The sequence below is a fragment of the Microbacterium aurantiacum genome (assembly GCF_040532595.1).
In the GTDB taxonomy this organism is placed as follows: Bacteria; Actinomycetota; Actinomycetes; order Actinomycetales; family Microbacteriaceae; genus Microbacterium; species Microbacterium chocolatum_B.
In genome coordinates this window covers 1,370,263-1,387,323 of sequence record NZ_JBEVYX010000001.1, presented here as the reverse complement: position 1 = coordinate 1,387,323, position 17,061 = coordinate 1,370,263, and the positions used below count along the sequence as shown (strand labels likewise).

The following is a 17,061-nucleotide window of genomic DNA, read 5'->3' as shown; positions in this document are numbered from 1 at the left end:
TGTGTCCGGTTCCGTGGGTTCCGCTGGGGGTGGTGGAGTCGACGGTGGTGGCGTCTCCGATGACGGAGATGGCGTTGCCGTCGGCGGTGAGGGGTGCGGTGATGGGGGCGAGGATCTGGGTTCCGCCGAGGATCGAGTCCGATCCGTTGGTGATGCCCAGGAGCCCGTCTCCGTTGTGTCCGGTTCCGTGGGTTCCGCTGGGGGTGGTGGAGTCGACGGTGGTGGCGTCTCCGATGACGGAGATGGCGTTGCCGCCGGCGGTGACGGGTGCGGTGATGGGGGCGAGGATCTGGGTTCCGCCGAGGATCGAGTCCGATCCGTTGGTGATGCCCAGGAGCCCGTCTCCGTTGTGTCCGTTTCCGTGGGTTCCGCCGGTGGTGGTGGAGTCGACGGTGGTGGCGTCTCCGATGACGGAGATGGCGTTGCCGCCGGCGGTGACGGGTGCGGTGATGGGGGCGAGGATCTGGGTCCCGCCGAGGAGCGAGTCCGACCCGTCCGTGACCCCGACCACCGGAGCGTCGGCGACGGGTTCCGCCGCAGGCTCCTCCGCGACCGGCGCCGCGGAGGCGGCATCCGTTCCCGTGCCGGCATCGATCGTCGTGGCGTCCCCGATGACCGACACAGCGTTGCCGCCGACGGTGACCGGCACGTGGACGTCGACGATCGCCTGCGACCCGCCACCGACGCCGTCCTGACCGCTCGTCACGGCCTCGACGGGTGCGGATTCTGCGGCGGGTGCTTCGGTGACCGCGTCGACCGACGAGGCGTCGCCGATGACCGAGAGCGCGTTGCCCCCGATGGTGACGGGGAGATCGACGTTCAACACGGCCTGGGTGCCCGAGAGCAGCCCGTCTTCGCCGGTCGTGTCTCCGAGGAGGTCGACGGCATTCGCCGCCGCGCCGCCGGCGAGGGTGATACCGCCGGCCAGCAGCGTGCCCCAGAGGGCGCGCGTGAGCATGGTGTTCATGGTTGTCTCTCCTGACAGTTGACTGATCTGAGCGCGCGGACGCGCGATGGATGCGTGCCGCAGCGGGTGCGGCTCAGCGCGGATCAGTCAGGGGAGACGTCGGTGGCGTGAGGCGGCGCCGGTGGGGTCGCGTGATTCTCGAGTCGACCTCGTCGCACCCAGGCACGGTGTGCGACGAGCGGCCCGAGCGCCGCGAGGGCCACGGCGCCCGGACCAGCGCCACCCGGTCCGGAAGCTGCCGCCGGGAGGCACAGGCCCCCGGCGAAGAAGGAAGTCGTGGGTGAGGAGTCTCCGCCCGATACGACGGATGCCGCCGTCTGATCGGCGGAAGAGACCGCGTCGGGAGAAGCGGTGAAAGCGAACGTCTCGGAGGGCATCGCCGACGAGGCCGACGCGACTCCCCCGGGCGACGAGGTCTCGGCGGGCAGCGACTCAGTGCCGGAACTCGGGACATCGACCGTGACGCCCGGACCGTTCGTGGCGACCTCCGCGATCGGCGGAGTCGTCGGCGCCGGAGTGACCGGATCGACGTCGGGGGATGCAGGGGCGACCGGCGGAAGTCCGACGGACTCGCCGGTGTCGGAGACGGTGCTGACGACCGAGCCGAGCGTGCGGTCGGCGGTGGTGCTCAGGTCTACGACGGCGTCGTCTGCGCCGATTCCCGTGACGACGGTGCCCACGACCGGAACCTCGGTCACGAGGTCCACGACCGGTGTGGTGATCGACTCGACCACGCCTCCGGTGACGATCTCAGCAACCGGCTTCACGATCGGCTGGGCTACGTCGCCGGCGGTCTCCACCACCGCGGTGACCGGCTCGGCGATCGGTGAGGGGGCGACCTCGACGGCAGACTCCGCGACTCCGCCCACGGTGCCGCCGACAACGTCGACGGTGCCCGTCACGGTGTCCGCGGCCGTGTCGACGACTCCCACCACGGCACCCAGAAGACCGGGGCGATCGCGCTCATCCTCGGCGGCGTGCGCGGAACCCGAGGCCGACACGAGAGAGAGGATCATCCAGGCAAGTGCGAGGAAGCAGCCGGCGAGTGCCAGGCGGAGCGTCCTCGACAGCGTCGAGTGCGTCGCTTCCACGTTCACCTCCTGAGACGGATGTGCGTCGCGCGTCGCAATCACGACGCGGTCGAGAGGGTGCCTGGGTCGGCGACGTTACTCGCGGCCGTCTGCGATGTCTATCCCTTTCCTGAGAAAAAGAGGGACGGAGGGGTCGGCGACGGGGACTCGGTGGGGTCGTCTCGCTGCTCTGCTCCATGCCCATGAATGCAACTCGGGCTGTGCGTCGGGCGTGTCGATTTGTACACAGGTCCACACAGCACACCAAACCTTCAACGCCTGCTTCAACTCGGTGTTTCTCCACAGCCTGTGAAACGGAAAACCCCTGGTCAGACGGCTACCTGTGTGGGGTTTCGGAGATATCCACGGGTTTTGTCCACAGGTGTTGTTCACAGGTGCGACGGCGTTTCCCGCATGTTCTCCACACACTTATCCACAGGGGTGTTTGCGGATGTCGGACCCCCTTCATACCGTGGGGTTCGGTCATCGAGGCGTGCCGTCCCGATGGCCTGCTCTCATTCGCGATTCGCGCACGACCGGTTCCGGCTCCACCATCCGCATCCCTTCTCGAGGAGGACGACAGCGCACATGTCGATCGCAGACATCTCGGACGAGCGGCTGGGCGGACCCCGAGAGTACGAGCGCACGCCCCCTCACGATCTCGTGGCCGAGCAGAGCGCGCTGGGCGGCATGATGCTGTCGAAGGACGCCGTCGCCGACGTCATCGAGTCGCTCCGCGGCACCGACTTCTACATCCCCAAGCACGAGGTGATCTTCGAGGCGATCCTCACGCTGTACTCGCACGGTGAGCCGACCGACGTCGTCGCCGTCACCGACGAGCTGATCAAGGCGGGTGAGCTCCAGCGGGCGGGGGGAGCGGATTACCTCCACACCCTGACCTCGATCGTGCCCACGGCCGCCAACGCCGGCTACTACGCGTCGATCGTCTCCGAGCGCGCGCTCCTTCGCCGACTCGTCGAGGCCGGCACGCGCATCGTGCAGATGGGGTACGCCGGGCAGGGCGAGGCGCTTGACCTGGTGAACACCGCGCAGGCAGAGATCTACTCGGTCACCGGCGCCGAGGCGGTCGAGGACTACGTTCCGCTGAACGTCGCCGTCGACGCGGCGGTCGAGGACATCGAGGCCGCTCGCGGGCGCGACGGCCAGATGACCGGCATCCCGACCGGCTTCTCCGGACTCGATGCGCTCACCAACGGCCTTCACGGCGGCCAGATGATCGTCGTGGCCGCCCGTCCCGCGATGGGTAAGTCGACCCTCGCGCTCGATTTCGCTCGCGCGGCGTCGATCAAGGCGAACCAGCCGACGATCTTCTTCTCGCTCGAAATGGGTCGGAGCGAGATCGCCATGCGTCTCATGAGCGCCGAGGCCGCCGTTCCGCTGCAGAACATGCGCAAGGGCACGCTCGATTCGCGGGACTGGACGACGATTGCCTCGGTCCGCGGCAAGATCAACGACGCGCCGCTCTACATCGACGACAGCCCGAACATGACCCTCGTCGAGATCCGCGCCAAGTGCCGGCGACTCAAGCAGCGCGTGGGACTCAAGATGGTCGTGATCGACTATCTCCAGCTCATGACGAGCGGTAAGCGCGTCGAGTCGCGTCAGCAGGAGGTCTCGGAGTTCTCGCGTGCCCTGAAGCTGCTCGCGAAGGAGCTGCAGGTGCCGGTGATCGCGCTGTCGCAGCTGAACCGTGGTCCCGAACAGCGCGCCGACAAGAAGCCCGCGATCAGCGACCTGCGTGAGTCGGGCTCCATCGAGCAGGACGCCGACATGGTCATCCTGCTGCATCGCGAGGCCGCCTACGAGAAGGACAGCCCTCGCGCAGGCGAGGCCGACCTGATCGTCGCGAAGCACCGAAATGGTCCGACCGACACGGTCACCGTCGCCTTCCAGGGCCACTTCTCCCGCTTCACCGACATGGCCCCCGGCGACTTCGGCTGATTCGCGTGGAGGCGCGGGCCGCCCTCACGGCTTCGGATCACTCGTGTCTGGGGCTGCACTCAAAGCGCGCTTGCGCGCGGCGCGACCCTTGATCCGAGCGACGAGGCGATCCAGCAAGAAGCCAACGAGCTTGGACAAGCCAAGATTGACGGCGACAAGCGTTCCCAGGAGTGCGACGAGTCCACCGACGAGTAGTCCGACAACGATCGGCATGATGAACAAAGCGGAGAAGAAGCTCCCGTTGTCCATGACGTCAAGATAGCCCAGCGGTCGATGCGCACGAGATGCCCACGGGCTTCCATCCGCGGCATCCTCACCCTTCGTCCGTTCGGCGCGAGAATGGGCGCATGGATGCCGCACCGCGCCCGCTGACGGAGATGCCCGACCCGCAGTACGTCATGGTGGGCGAGGGCTACCGCATCGCCACCTACTCGTGGGGGGATCCGGATGCCGAGACGGTGCTCGCCGTGCACGGATTCTCGTCGAGCTGTCGCGACAACTGGGTCAGCACCGGCTGGGTTCGCGACCTGACCCGCGCGGGGTTCCGCGTCCTTGGCGTCGATCAGCGCGGGCATGGCGCCAGCGACAAGCCGCACGACCCTCGCGCGTACGAGATGCGGGCCTTCATCGATGATCTGGCAACGGTGCTCGACACCTACCTGATCGACTCGGCGCGCTACCTCGGATACTCCCTCGGCGCCCGCGTCGGCTGGCAGCTCGCCGTCGACCGCCCGCAGCTCGTGACCCGCGCAGTCCTCGGCGGCATCCCCGACGGGACACCCCTGGCGCGTCTCCAGCTCGATCAGGCCAAGGCCTACGTCGCGGACGGCACACCGGTCACCGATAAGGTCACCGGCAACTACGTGACCCTCGCCGAGCGGGTGCAGGGCAACGACCTGGCCGCGCTCGTGGCTCTGGCCGAGGGGATGCGCTTCGGCGAGGACGGCGACCCCGATCCTGCGCGGCCCCCACAGCAGCCCGTGCTGTTCGCCACCGGCAGTGAGGACGCCATCCTGCCGCGGTCGCTCCGCCTCGCCGAGGCGACCCCGACCGGGGTGTTCGTCGAGATCCCGGGCCGGCACCACTTCAACACCCCGGGGTCCCGGGACTTCCGCGCCGCCGGGTTGGAGTTCTTCCGCGGCGCGGAGAACTGACGGCGCCTGTCTCCCGGCCCGCGACGCGGTTCGCGAGCCTCGCCGTCGCACCGCACGGGAGGATGGGCGCATGGCAGTGAATGTGACGGTGGTCGGCGGCGGCATCTCGGGACTCGCGTGCGCACGCGCGGCGGTGGCCGGAGGGCTGTCGGTGAGGGTCCTCGACCGCGGGCGTCGCGTCGGCGGTCGCCTCGCGAGCCGGAAGCTGTGGGATCGACCCGTCGACCTCGGCGCATCGTACTTCGTGGTCGCCGAGTCGACACCCTTCGCGCAGATCGTCGCCGGATGGCAGGAGCGCGGCCTCGCCCGGCCCTGGACCGACACCTTCTCGGTGATCGACGCCGAGGGCGCACAGACCCGCAAGAGCGGGCCGGTGCGCTGGGCCGCCCCGCGCGGTCTGCGCTCTCTCGCGGTCGATCTCGCCGAAGGACTGGACGTTCGGAGCGAAACGGCGGTAGAGAAAGTGGCGCCGTACCGCGTCGACGGCGAAGACGCCGGAGAGGTCGTACTCGCGATGCCCGGGCCGCAGGCGGCGCGGCTGATCGAGGCGGCTCCCGGCGCCGGAGGCGACTGGGAGCCGGTCATCGCCGTCGCGCTGCGCTGGGATGCCCGTCAGTGGCCCGAGGACCTGCACGGCGCGTTCGTCGACGGCCACCCCGATATCGCGTTCATCGCCGACGACGGGGACCGCCGCGGTGACGGAGCGCCGGTGCTCGTGGTCCACACCACGTCCGACCTCGCCCGACGTCACCTCGACGAGCCGGCCGGCGCCGTTCCCACCGTCGTCGCGGCGACCCGCGCGACGCTGGACATCGACGTCGATCCGGCGGCGTCCTTCGCTCACCGTTGGACGTTCGCGCGCCCCTCGCAGACCGAGGGCGCGCCGTTCCATCGCGAGCCCGGCCTCTCGGCCTGCGGCGACGCGTGGGGCGATCGCTCCGCGGTGCGCACCGCGTGGGAGTCAGGCCACGCCCTGGGCCTCGCACTCGCCTCCGATCGGAGTTGAGCCGTTATGCGCGGCACGGTCATCCACCTCACGGAATGACGAGCAGTCTCGTGGCCCGCTCGGCCGCGGCGATGCCTCCGGCATCCGTGACGGAGAGGCCTACGTCTTTCATCGCGGCCACCGCCTGCGCGGAGCGGTTGCCTGACGCGCAGTAGACGACGTACTCGTCTTCGGGGTTGAGCTCCGAGACGGTGTCCTCGAAGTCGGGCGACTGGAGGTCGATGTTGACAGCGCCGTCGAGGTGTCCGTCGGCGAATTCCGCCGGGGTGCGCACGTCGACGAGAACGGTGTCTTCATCGACGGCGATCGACGGGGACGCGGTGGCTGCGCACCCGCTCATCGCCGCGGCGAAGACGAGGGCCGCTCCGATCGCCGATGCGCGCAGGCGGCGGCGCATCAGGCGTGGCCCTGGCAGCGCTGATCCGCGGGCACGCCCCGGAGCGCCTCCTCCACATGCTGGCCGCACCCGGCCCAGGTTGCCTTGCCGCACTGGTCACACGTCACACGAGCGCACATCGCTTCTCCCCCGCATCGGTCGGTGAGGATCGTAACATACCCCGGGGGGTATTTTGTCGGAACAGCCTGGCGCAAGTAATCAGTCTCCGGCGGTGCGCCAGTCGTCGGAGGTGAGGTGGGACCCTGCCTGCGGCCCCATCTGCAGCATCCCGCCGTCGATGACCCAGCTCGCACCAGTGACGTAGGAGGTGGCGGCGGAGGCGAGAAGGACGGCGACGGCCGCGATCTCGTCCGGCGTGCCGGGGCGTCCGAGGGGGATGCCGGCGCGGTGAGTGGTCTCCGCTTCCTCCGCGTCCATGTCGTTGATGGGCGTCGCGATCTCGCCGGGCCCGAGAGAGTTCACGGTGATGCCGTGCTGCCCGAGCTCCAGCGCCATCGTCTTCACGAGTCCGCCGAGGCCGTGCTTCGACGCGACGTAGGCGGAGCTTCCGACCCGCGGCTGGTGCTCGTGGACGCTCGTGATCGCGATGATGCGTCCGCCGCGACCGGCGGCGACCATGCGGCGGGCAGCCGCCTGCATCCCGACGAACGCGCCGTCGAGGTTGAGGCTCACGATCTTCCGCCATTCCTCGATGTCGATGTCGAGGAACGGCCCTCCGGTGCCGCCGCCGGCGTTGTTGACGAACACATCCACCCCGCCGAGTTCGTCCGCGAGGGCGTCGATCACCTTCGGTGCGCCGTCCAGATCGGTGGCGTCGAACCGCGTGACCACCGCGCGCTGACCCCGGGCGCGCACCGCGTCGGCGGTCTCGTTCGCGCCGTCCTCGTCGGAGTGCCACGTGACCCCGACGTCCATCCCCGCCTCCGCGAGCGCGATGGCAGTTGCCGCCCCGATGCCGGAGTCGGATGCGGTGACGATGGCGTACCGGGGGGTGAAGGTGTCGGTCATGGTGCGACGGTAACCCGCGGGGATTTCGCCGGCGGGGTCTTGCGGGGTGGCGCCACGGTCGCTACGGGAACCGACGGACTCGGGCTCCTGCGCCTCAGCCCAGCAGTGTGACGCCGAATTCCGCCACGACGGTGCGGAGTTCGGCGAGGTACGACTCCGCCTGGTCGGTCAGGGGGATCGCCGATCGGCCGATCCAGCCGATCTCGATGCGTTCGTCGACCTCCAGCGGGATAGCGACGATCTCCGGGTCGAGGTCGTCGCTGATGATGCCCGTCGAGATCGTGTAGCCCTCGAGGCCGATCATCAGGTTGAAGATCGTCGCGCGGTCCGAGACCCGGATCTCCCGCGCGCTCGACAGGGTCGAGAGGATCTCCTCCGCGAAGTAGAAGGAATTGTTGGCGCCCTGGTCGAATGTCAGCCGGGGCAGGTCCACGAGGTCGTCCAGCGTCACGCGATCGCGCGTGGCGAGCGGGTTCTTCCGTGAGATGAAGATGTGCGGCGACGCGAGGAACAGCGGGCGGAAGACCAGCCCGGCGTCGCGCAGCAGCTTGTCCAGGACGTTCCCGTTGAAGTCGTTCCGATACAGGATGCCGAGCTCGCTGCGCAGCGTCCGGACGTCCTCGATGATGTCCCACGTGCGGGTTTCGCGGAGGGAGAAGTCGTACTCCGCCGCGTCGCTCGCCCGCACCATCCGCACGAACGCGTCGACGGCGAACGAGTAGTGCTGCGCCGACACCGCGAGCAGGCGCCGCGACGGCGGGCGCCCGATGTACCGCTCCTCGAGGAGGGACATCTGCTCGACCACCTGTCTCGCGTACCCGAGGAATTCCGTCCCGTCGGCGGTGAGCGTCACCCCCCGCGCGGAGCGGAGGAGGAGCGTCCGGCCGACGCGCGCCTCGAGATCCTTCATCGCGGCCGACATCGTCGGCTGCGCGACATAGAGGAGGTCGGCCGCTGCGGTGATCGATCCCTCCGCGGCGACCTCGATGAAGTACCGCAGGTGCTGCAGGGTGACGCCGTCCGGTCCGCGAGCCATAGCGGCATCCTATAGATCCGGATAGTCGGGGGTGGTTTCTCGATAGCCGCGCTCTGCCTGCACGATGGACCACTGACCTCCGCAAGGCCGAGCCCGGCCGAACGAGCCACGGATCGACCGCCATGACCACCACGTTCACGTTCACCACGACGACCACCCGCTTCGACGAGGACTACGCACCGGCCGAGGGGACCCGCGCGACCACCAACTTCGCCAACCTCGCCCGCGGTGACGATCGCCGCGCGAACCTGCGGAACGCGCTGACGATGATCGATCGCCGGTTCAACGATCTCGCGCGCTGGGACAACCCCGATGGTGATCGCTACACGGTCGAGCTCGAGATCGTCTCCGTCGGACTCCGGTTCGCCGCGGAGGGGGAGGATCGCGAGTTCCCGCTCCTCGAGGTGCTCGACGTCTTCATCGTCGATCGGCGGACGGGGGAGCGCCACCACGGCATCGTGGGCAACAACTTCTCCTCCTACATCCGCGACTACGACTTCAGCATCGCTCTGCCGGCGGCCACCGAGGCGGCCGGACGGTTCACGATCCCGGAAGACTTCGGCGTTCTGCACGGGCGCCTCTTCCAGGAGTTCGTCGACTCCGCGGCGTTCGAGGAGCGGTTCGCCGCGCCGCCCGTCATCTGCATCAGCGTCTCGACCAGCAAGACGTATCGGCGCACCGCCAACCACCATCCGGTGCTCGGCGACGAGTACCGCCAGGACGAGCCGTCGCTGACCGACGCGTACTTCGGGAAGATGGGACTCCAGGCCCGCTACTTCCTGCCCCCGGGGGCGAAGGCCCCGCTGGCGTTCTACTTCCGCGGCGATCTGCTCGGCGACTACACGAACCTGCAGCTGATCGGCACGATCAGCACGATGGAGACGTTCCAGAAGATCTACCGCCCGGAGATCTACAACGCCAACTCCGCCGCCGCCGACGTGTACCGGCCGACGCTCGACCAGCAGGACTACTCACGCACGTTCGTGGCCTACGACCGCGACGAGCGCAGCCAGCTTGCCGTCATCCAGGGGAGGTACGCGGAGGAGCACCTCATGAAGCCGCACGGCGCGGACCTCCAGCGCTGGGCAGCCGCCCACCCCGCCCCCGTCCTATGACACCCGGATCGACCTCGGAAGACGCAGCACCGTGAACACACTCCTCCCCACATCCATCGTCGGCAGCCTGCCGAAGCCGTCCTGGCTCGCCGAGCCCGAGACGCTCTGGTCGCCGTGGTCGCTCGAGGGCGACCAGCTGGCGGAAGGGAAGCAGGACGCGCTGCGCATCGCCGCGGCCGAGCAGGTACGTCGCGGCATCGACGTCGTCAGCGATGGCGAGCAGACCCGCCAGCACTTCGTGACGACCTTCATCGAGCACCTCGAGGGGGTCGACTTCACCGAGCGCCACACGGTCCGCATCCGCGATCGGTACGACGCCAGCGTTCCGTCCGTGGTCGGCGCGGTGAGCCGCCCGAACCCGGTCTTCGTCGACGACGCGCGATTCCTGCGTCAGCAGACGGATCAGCCGATCAAATGGGCGCTTCCCGGGCCGATGACGATGATCGACACCCTGTACGACCGGCACTACAAGAGCCGCGAGAAGCTCGCGTGGGAGTTCGCCGGCATCCTCAACCAGGAGGCGAGGGAGCTCGAAGCCGCCGGGGTCGACATCATCCAGTTCGACGAGCCGGCCTTCAACGTCTTCTTCGACGACGTCCGCGACTGGGGCGTGGCCGCGCTCGAGCGCGCGGCGGAGGGGCTCCGCTCCGAGACGGTGGTGCACATCTGCTACGGGTACGGCATCAAGGCCAACAACGACTGGAAGGCGACCCTCGGGTCCGAGTGGCGCCAGTACGAGGAGTCTTTCCCGCTGCTCCAGCGCTCGCGCATCGACACGATCTCCCTCGAGTCGCAGCACTCGCACGTGCCGATGGACCTCATCGAGATCCTCCGGGGCAAGAAGGTGATGCTCGGCGCGATCGACGTCGCCAGCGAGACCGTGGAGACACCGGAGGAGGTCGCCGACACCCTGCGGAAGGCGCTGCGGTTCGTCGACGCGGATAAGCTCGTTGCGAGCACGAACTGCGGCATGGCGCCTCTGCCTCGGGATGTCTCCCTCGGCAAGCTCAGCGCACTCAGCGCGGGTGCCCGCATCGTTCGGGAGGAGATCGCCGGTGCCCAGCCCTGACAACGCCTCGTCGCCCCGCGCGTGGGCGCCGACGCACCCGCTCGAACCCGCCGAGGTCACCGAGGCGGGCTTCGCCACCTCGCTCCCCGCGGATGACTTCAAGGCCCTCTTCCGCGGTCATCCGGCCGGTGTCTCCGTCATCACGGCGGATGCCGGCGACGGACCGGTCGCGCTCACGGCGACGTCCGTGGCGTCGGTGAGCGCCGATCCGCCGCTGCTGATCTTCTCGATCTCGACGCTCTCGTCCGCTGCGGCAACCCTCGCCCGGGCCGAGACCGTCGTGGTCCACCTCCTGGATGCCGACGACATCGATCTGGCCAGGCTCGGCGCGACCAGCGGCGTCGATCGCTTCGCCGACGAGGCCCGCTGGACGCGCCTGACCACGGGGGAGCCGGTGTACCGGGGCGTCCGCGCGTGGGTGCGCTGCGCGGTCATCAACCGCATGGATGCCGGCACCTCCACGGTAATCGCCGCGCACGCGCTGCAATCGCACATCGAGCGCGATGTCGCGCCCGGCGAGCCCGGCGACGCCCTCGTGCACCACAACCGCAGCTGGCACCGCCTCAGCGAAGGCTCGCGCCTCGACGCCTGAGCCTCACGGGGTCGCGCCCCCTCACGCGGGGTGCTTCGCCAGGAGCTTCGCGACGGTCATCATCGCGCCGCCGAGGACGGCGGGGATGCCGCCGCCGGGGTGCACGGACGCGCCGACCCGCCAGAGCCACGGCGCGCGGAGGTCGTGCTGCGCCGGCCGGTGGAAGGGTCCGCTCATCCACAGCGGCCGCGCCGTGCCGTAGAGGGCCCCGTGCGGTTCGCCGAACGAGCCGAAGTAGCGCGGGTCGAGCACGACGACGTCGGTCATCGCGTCCGTCAACGGTGCATCGAGGCCCATCGTCCGCGAGATGCGCTCGACCTCGCGCCGCACGAACGGGTGCTCCAGCGTGTACTCCGCGCCGTCGGCGGGACTCGTCAGGAGGATGCCGAGGGTGCTGCGGTCGTTCGGATAGATCTCGCCCGCGCGGTAGTGGTTGACGAACGCCATGGTGTCAGCCGGTTCGTCGCCCGCGGCGAGGCTCCGGTACAGCGCGGCGGGCTTGGTGGGGAGGACGACGCTGTGCGCAGAGGTGGTCTCGGGGAGCGGATCGGTGAGCACCCCGTAGATCGCCACCGCCGAGCACGACAGCGTCTGCGACGAGCGGCGGGGCCGGTCTCGGCCGAGGAGCGTGTCGAGCCGGTCGGCATCGAGACCGCTGACGACCAGATCCGCGGGGTATGCGGCATCCGTCGTGGTGACCCGTCCGCGGTCGATGCGCGTCACGGCAGCGCCGGTGCGGATGTCGACCCCCGCCACCTCTGCGAGGCGCTGCAGCGCGAGGACGATCTCGTACACGCCGCCGCGCGGCACCCAGACGCCCGACGCCGCCATGATCGCCGGCATGCTCGCGTACAGCGCAGGGGTGCGCGCGGGCGAGACGCCGGCGTTGAGCGTGTGGATGGCGATGATCTCGCGGAGGCCGTCCGGCATCCATTCGAGACTGTCGAGGTACGCGGTCGTGCTGAGGCGGCGGCCGTAGACGGCGAGGAGCCGCCGGAGCGCCGGCAGTGACGACCGGTCGAGCGGGTCGGCGACGAGCAGTGCCGTCGCATCGTCGGCGAGAGGTGCGTGGAGATCGCTGAAGCGCTTCCACGCGGGGTACCAGGGGTGCTCCGGCGGAACGGGGAGCGTCACCTCTTCGCCGTCGTAGTAGTAGCGACCGACCTCGGGGAGGCGCTCGAGCTCGAGGTCGGCGACCCCGGTGATCGGCCGCGGTCCGGAGCCGAGCAGGCCGAGCAGCCGCTCCCAGACGCCGGGGAACGTGACGAGCGACGGACCGGTGTCGATGCGCTCGCCGCCGACGTCGAGGCGCCGGCTCTTCCCGCCGACGGTCTCGCGCGACTCGAGGAGGGTGACGTCGTGTCCGGCATGGGCGAGGAGAGCGGATGCCGCCAGCCCGCCGAGTCCGGCCCCGACGACCACGATGCGGCTCACGGGTAGATCCCGAAGAACATGGCCGCGAGCAGCAGACCGCTCGCGACGGAGCCGGCGATGTAGGGGAACGCGATCGACAGCGGGTACAGGCGCCGTCCCGTCGCGGGGGTCGGTCGGGCCAGCATCCACACCACCAGGACTCCCGAGATCGCGAGGTTCACCGCGGCGACGGGAAGGCTGATGAGGGCGAACAGCACGGTGGACACGAGCCACCAGGCGCCGCTCCAGATCGCTGTGCCGCGGGGGCCGAGCCGGACGGCGGTGGTGGTGATGCCCGCCTCCCGGTCCTCGTCGATGTCCTGCACGGCGTCGTACGCGTGCTTGGCGATGCTCCACGCGAACAGGCCCAGGATCGCCGGCCACACCGGTGCGGCGCCGAGGGCGATCGGCATGATCAGCAGCGGCATCCCGTAGGCGGCGTTGCTGAGCGAGTCGAGGAACGGGCGACGCTTGAACTGCAGCGGCGGTGCGGAATAGAAGACGAAGACGCCCGCGTAGATCGCGATGAGCCCGACCGCGGGGAGGGGGAGGGTGAGCAGGAAGTAGATGAGGAACGGGATGTTGAGCGCGGCGACCGCCCACACGATCAGGCGGACTTCGCGCGGGTGGATGCGCGCACCCTCGATCGTGCCCTTGCGGGAGTTCAGTGCGTCGGTGTCCTGATCGAAGATGTCGTTGACGCCGTAGATCAGCAGGTTGAAGGGCAGCGTCAGCCACAGGATGATCGGCAGCGCCCGGAGGTCGAACGGCACGCCCGTGAGCCACACCCCGACCGCGCCCGAGCCGATCGTGTTGATCCACAGAACCGGACGCGAGATGTGGATGAGGCGCACGAGGGCGTGCCACGCGACAGCCGGTCCGGTGCGCGGCGCTGCGCCGGCGTGCTCAGTGATGGCGACCTCCGCGAGAGGCGGACGACGCGGATGCGCGGAAAACGGCGATGGCAGGACTCCGACTCCTGAGGACGGCGGATGCCGCACGCGATGGGGTGTGACGCGATTCTAACTTTCGCCGGGTGGGCGCGGGCCGACGGGGATCGGTGCGCGCGACGCCGCGCGGCGGCCCCGAAACGCCTCGCCTCTATAGCCTGAGGCGATGCACACCGATCAGATCCCGCTCGACGCGGACGTCGTGCGCGCGCTGATTCGCGAACAGTTCGCCGACGACGAGCCGGTGGAGCCGGTCGAGACGTCGGCGACGACCAGCTACGTCTTTCGCGTGGGCGCGGCCCACTCGGCCCGCTTCCCGATGCGAAAGACCGACGCGCTCGAGTCTCGGCGGGTGCTCGAGCGCGAGCAGGAGGCGATGGACCGCTTCGCCCGAGCCAGCACCGTCCCCTCGCCCCGGATCGTGTTCGTGGGACGTCCGGGTCGCGGCTACCCGCTCCCGTGGTCGGTGCAGACCTGGATCGAGGGCGAGGTCGCGACCCCCCGCTCGGGTGCCTCGTCGCACGGGTTCGCCCGTGACCTCGCTGATCTGATCGGGGCGTTGCGCACGGTCGACCCTGGCGGTCGGGTCTTCTCCGGATCCGGGCGGGGCGGACGCCTCGCGGACCACGACGAGTGGGTCGAGCACTGCCTGCGCCGAAGCGAGTCTCTGCTTCCGGTCCCACGGCTGCGGGACGCGTGGGGGTCGCTGGGTCGCACCGGCCGCACCGAACCGGACGTCATGTCGCACAAGGACCTCACGCCGTTCAACCTGGTCGTCCGTGACGGCCGTCTTCTCGGCGTGCTCGACACCGGGGACTTCGGCCCGGCGGACCCCGCACTCGATCTGGTCGCGGGGTGGCACCTGCTCGATGACGAGACTCGAAGCGCCTTCCGCGAGCGCCTCGATGTCCCATCCGACCAGTGGGCTCGGGGAGGCGCCTGGGCCCTGCAGCAGGCGCTCGGTCTTGTCTGGTACTACGAGAGGACCAACCCGGCAATGAGCGACCTGGGTCGGAGCACCCTCGAACGCATTCTCCGGGCGCCGGAGTTCTCGCTCTGACGAAGGGGGCATCTTGAGGGTAGAGGGGCTCGCCAACGTACGGGACCTCGGGGGGCGGGAGCGGCGGGACGGAACGCTGACACCGTCGGGTGTGTTCTTCCGCGCCGAGAACCTGGATCGCGTGACCGACCGGGGGTGGACCGCGCTCCGCCAGGTCGGCGTGCGCACGGTCATCGACCTTCGACGTCCCACTGAAGTGACTGACGCCGTTCCCGATGACCTCGCCGTCCTCCGCGTCGACCTCGACGGCGACGAGCGCGAGTTCTGGGAGGTTTTCGAGCGGGACGGGCGGTGGGGCACGCCGCTCTACTACGACGCGCATCTCCGCGCGCTGCCTCACCGCCTCGCGGGCGTGCTCGACGCGATCGCGGCCGCGCCGGAGGGCGGCATCCTGTTCCACTGCGGGGCCGGATGGGATCGCACGGGTCTCGTCGCGGCCGTCCTCCTCCGGGCTGTCGACGTGACCGACGACGCCGCGCTCGCCGACTACCTGGCCTCGTTCGCCAACGCCGAGGCGATGAGCACACTGCACGACCGGTCGTTCGACGTGGAGCGGCGCCGGGAGGTGCTCGACGCCCACGGCCACACCGCCGATACCGCGTTCCGCGCGGTCTACGGCCGGCTCGACCTGCGTGACTGGTTCCGGCACGCGCGACTCGATGACGCCACGGTCCAGGCGGTGACGACCTGGCGCGGACACGTGCTGACGGATGCCGTCAGCCGAGCTCCAGGCTCGTGATCCCGAACAGGCCGTCGGTGTCGATCGCCGGTGCGGGGCCCGTGTACATCCGCGCGGTCTCGAACGTCGGCGCCCAGCCGAGGGACTGCGCCCAGACGACGGCGCGAGGATTGATGCCGGCGGCGTCGACGGCGACGGCGGTCGCTCCCGACTCACGGGCAAGCGCACTCACGAGCGCTGTCGCGACCGTGGGATCCGACGCGAACACCGGGCCGACGCGTGCGGCATCCCGCGCACGGCGGAGCACTGCGAAACCGACGATCCCGGCATCCGTGATCGCGACGAGGCCGTGACGCTCGGCGAGACTGATCCACGCCGCGAGGAAGGCATCGCGCGGAGCACCGAAGTGGCGGTGGTCGAACGCGGCCAGCGCGTCGAAGGGCACGGCGCGCGCGTCGACGAGGCGGATGCCGGCCGGTGGGTCGGCGAGCGGAGGAGGGCCCTCGAACCGCGTGTTCGTCCACGCCGGACGGAAGCCCGAGCGCCGGTAGTTCGGCTGCTGCGCGACCACGCCGTCGAGGGCGACCGTGCGGCCCGACATCCGCTCCATGCCCGCCTGCCACGTGCGATACCCGAAGCCGCGTCCTCTCACGTCGGGGCGCGCGATGTACATGCCGAGGAAGCCGAACGCCTCGCCGTAGCGGATCACCGAGATCGACGTGACGGGATCACCGTCGAGCCGGCCGACCAGGAAGCCGCCGGGGTCGGCGACGAGGAACGCCTGCGCGTCCGTGCGGCCCGGGTTCCAGCCCTCCGCCGCGGCCCACTCGGCGATGAGCGCGACGTCATCGACGCTGGCGGTGCCGACCTCGAACCCCATGGCGCCGACGCTATCGTCGGAAGACGATGTGGATCACGCCGCTCTCGGCGACTTCGCTCGTCATCTCGTACGCCTGCTCGAGGCCGTCGAGCCCGTCCCAGACACGGATGCCGCGTCCGAGCACGACGGGGGCGACCATGACGTGGAGGTCGTCGACGAGCCCCGCCTTCAGCGCCGCGTGCGCCGTGCGGATGCCGCCGCCGACGCGGACGTCGCTTCCGGCGGCCGCCGTGCGCGCCTCGTCGACGACGTCGTGCACCTCGCCGGAGCGGAAGTGGAACGTCGTGCCGCCGGCCATCCGCAGGGACGGCCGAGGTGCGGTGCGGGTCAGGACGAACACCGGATAACCGAAGGGCGGCTCGTCGCCCCACCACCCACGCCAGTCTGGATCGTCGGGGTGCGCGTGAAGGCCGAACATCGCCGCACCCATGACCTCTGAGCCGACCCCCTCGACGGCGGCCGCGGCGTATCGGTCGTCCACTCCCGTGGTACCGGCGCCGCTGCTGTCGCCGAGCACGCGGGCACGGAATGTCCGCGTCGCGGCGTAGGCCGCGGTCAGACGACCCCAGTCCTCGCCCGTCGGGTCGTCCTCGGTCGGGCCCAGGGCGGCGGTGTATCCGTCGAGAGAGGCGAAGAGGTCGAGGCGGACGCGCGTCACGAGAGTCAGGTTCTCACGCGCGGCATCCGTCGTCGAGTGGCAGTT

Annotated in this window: 18 protein-coding genes; 8 read left to right on the top strand and 10 right to left on the bottom strand. The window is 69.9% G+C overall.

What is annotated here, in order from left to right; genetic code table 11:
* Both ABXJ56_RS06580 and ABXJ56_RS06575 read right to left on the bottom strand, forming a co-directional pair.
* A partial coding sequence (locus ABXJ56_RS06580; protein ID WP_353998906.1) for a hypothetical protein occupies positions 1-967 on the bottom strand: 967 nt, incomplete at its 3' end.
* Between the two features lie 83 nt (positions 968-1,050).
* Positions 1,051-2,058: a hypothetical protein gene (locus tag ABXJ56_RS06575; protein ID WP_353998905.1), complete on the bottom strand. Its 1,008-nt coding sequence runs from the start codon at positions 2,056-2,058 to the stop codon at positions 1,051-1,053.
* 567 nt (positions 2,059-2,625) lie between these two features.
* Between ABXJ56_RS06575 and dnaB the strand changes: the two genes are divergently transcribed.
* Positions 2,626-3,999 (top strand): replicative DNA helicase, encoded by a 1,374-nt coding sequence (dnaB, locus tag ABXJ56_RS06570; RefSeq protein ID WP_353998904.1) that lies wholly within the window; start codon positions 2,626-2,628, stop codon positions 3,997-3,999.
* Positions 4,000-4,023: 24 nt separating this feature from the next.
* Here the strand turns inward: dnaB and ABXJ56_RS06565 are convergent, their stop codons facing one another.
* Positions 4,024-4,248, bottom strand: a complete 225-nt coding sequence (locus tag ABXJ56_RS06565) for a hypothetical protein (RefSeq protein ID WP_353998903.1) — start codon at positions 4,246-4,248, stop codon at positions 4,024-4,026.
* A gap of 98 nt (positions 4,249-4,346) precedes the next feature.
* Here ABXJ56_RS06565 and ABXJ56_RS06560 point away from each other — a divergent pair, with 98 nt between their 5' ends.
* Both ABXJ56_RS06560 and ABXJ56_RS06555 read left to right on the top strand, forming a co-directional pair.
* A complete protein-coding gene (locus ABXJ56_RS06560; protein ID WP_353998902.1) occupies positions 4,347-5,153 on the top strand; it encodes an alpha/beta fold hydrolase in 807 nt (268 codons plus the stop codon).
* A 70-nt stretch (positions 5,154-5,223) separates the two neighbouring features.
* Positions 5,224-6,159 carry an NAD(P)/FAD-dependent oxidoreductase gene (locus tag ABXJ56_RS06555; RefSeq protein ID WP_353998901.1) on the top strand — a complete coding sequence of 312 codons (936 nt, stop codon included), beginning with the start codon at positions 5,224-5,226 and terminating at the stop codon, positions 6,157-6,159.
* A 28-nt stretch (positions 6,160-6,187) separates the two neighbouring features.
* Here ABXJ56_RS06555 and ABXJ56_RS06550 read toward each other — a convergent pair whose 3' ends face one another.
* The 3 genes from ABXJ56_RS06550 to ABXJ56_RS06540 form a co-directional block, all read right to left on the bottom strand.
* The gene (locus tag ABXJ56_RS06550; RefSeq protein ID WP_353998900.1) at positions 6,188-6,556 is read right to left on the bottom strand and encodes a rhodanese-like domain-containing protein; all 369 of its coding nucleotides are present in this window, start codon (positions 6,554-6,556) and stop codon (positions 6,188-6,190) included.
* Positions 6,557-6,754: 198 nt separating this feature from the next.
* Positions 6,755-7,564 (bottom strand): SDR family oxidoreductase, encoded by an 810-nt coding sequence (locus ABXJ56_RS06545; protein ID WP_353998899.1) that lies wholly within the window; start codon positions 7,562-7,564, stop codon positions 6,755-6,757.
* Between the two features lie 94 nt (positions 7,565-7,658).
* The gene (locus ABXJ56_RS06540) at positions 7,659-8,600 is read right to left on the bottom strand and encodes a LysR family transcriptional regulator (protein ID WP_353998898.1); all 942 of its coding nucleotides are present in this window, start codon (positions 8,598-8,600) and stop codon (positions 7,659-7,661) included.
* A gap of 122 nt (positions 8,601-8,722) precedes the next feature.
* Between ABXJ56_RS06540 and ABXJ56_RS06535 the strand changes: the two genes are divergently transcribed.
* From ABXJ56_RS06535 to ABXJ56_RS06525, 3 genes are read left to right on the top strand one after another with little or no spacing between them, the layout of a single operon-like run.
* On the top strand, positions 8,723-9,715 hold the full coding sequence (locus tag ABXJ56_RS06535; protein WP_353998897.1) for a putative oxygenase MesX: 993 nt from the start codon (positions 8,723-8,725) through the stop codon (positions 9,713-9,715).
* A 31-nt stretch (positions 9,716-9,746) separates the two neighbouring features.
* Positions 9,747-10,784, top strand: a complete 1,038-nt coding sequence (locus tag ABXJ56_RS06530) for a methionine synthase (RefSeq protein WP_353998896.1) — start codon at positions 9,747-9,749, stop codon at positions 10,782-10,784.
* Positions 10,771-11,376: a flavin reductase family protein gene (locus tag ABXJ56_RS06525; protein WP_353998895.1), complete on the top strand. Its 606-nt coding sequence runs from the start codon at positions 10,771-10,773 to the stop codon at positions 11,374-11,376. Before ABXJ56_RS06530 ends, ABXJ56_RS06525 begins: the two co-directional genes overlap by 14 nt.
* A gap of 21 nt (positions 11,377-11,397) precedes the next feature.
* Here ABXJ56_RS06525 and ABXJ56_RS06520 read toward each other — a convergent pair whose 3' ends face one another.
* A complete protein-coding gene (locus tag ABXJ56_RS06520; RefSeq protein ID WP_353998894.1) occupies positions 11,398-12,810 on the bottom strand; it encodes a phytoene desaturase family protein in 1,413 nt (470 codons plus the stop codon).
* Complete coding sequence (locus tag ABXJ56_RS06515; protein WP_435404960.1) at positions 12,807-13,643, bottom strand: UbiA family prenyltransferase; 837 nt, start codon at positions 13,641-13,643, stop codon at positions 12,807-12,809. Before ABXJ56_RS06515 ends, ABXJ56_RS06520 begins: the two co-directional genes overlap by 4 nt.
* 262 nt (positions 13,644-13,905) lie before the next feature.
* Between ABXJ56_RS06515 and ABXJ56_RS06510 the strand changes: the two genes are divergently transcribed.
* Positions 13,906-14,799 carry an aminoglycoside phosphotransferase family protein gene (locus ABXJ56_RS06510; RefSeq protein ID WP_353998893.1) on the top strand — a complete coding sequence of 298 codons (894 nt, stop codon included), beginning with the start codon at positions 13,906-13,908 and terminating at the stop codon, positions 14,797-14,799.
* Positions 14,800-14,812: 13 nt separating this feature from the next.
* Positions 14,813-15,538 carry a tyrosine-protein phosphatase gene (locus ABXJ56_RS06505; RefSeq protein ID WP_353998892.1) on the top strand — a complete coding sequence of 242 codons (726 nt, stop codon included), beginning with the start codon at positions 14,813-14,815 and terminating at the stop codon, positions 15,536-15,538.
* On the opposite strand, the gene ABXJ56_RS06500 is transcribed toward ABXJ56_RS06505, so the two are convergent.
* The gene (locus ABXJ56_RS06500; RefSeq protein WP_353998891.1) at positions 15,516-16,358 is read right to left on the bottom strand and encodes a GNAT family N-acetyltransferase; all 843 of its coding nucleotides are present in this window, start codon (positions 16,356-16,358) and stop codon (positions 15,516-15,518) included. The two genes, ABXJ56_RS06505 and ABXJ56_RS06500, sit on opposite strands and share 23 nt — an antisense overlap.
* 10 nt (positions 16,359-16,368) lie before the next feature.
* A complete protein-coding gene (locus ABXJ56_RS06495) occupies positions 16,369-17,016 on the bottom strand; it encodes a dihydrofolate reductase family protein (protein WP_353998890.1) in 648 nt (215 codons plus the stop codon).
* Positions 17,017-17,061: the final 45 nt, after the last annotated feature.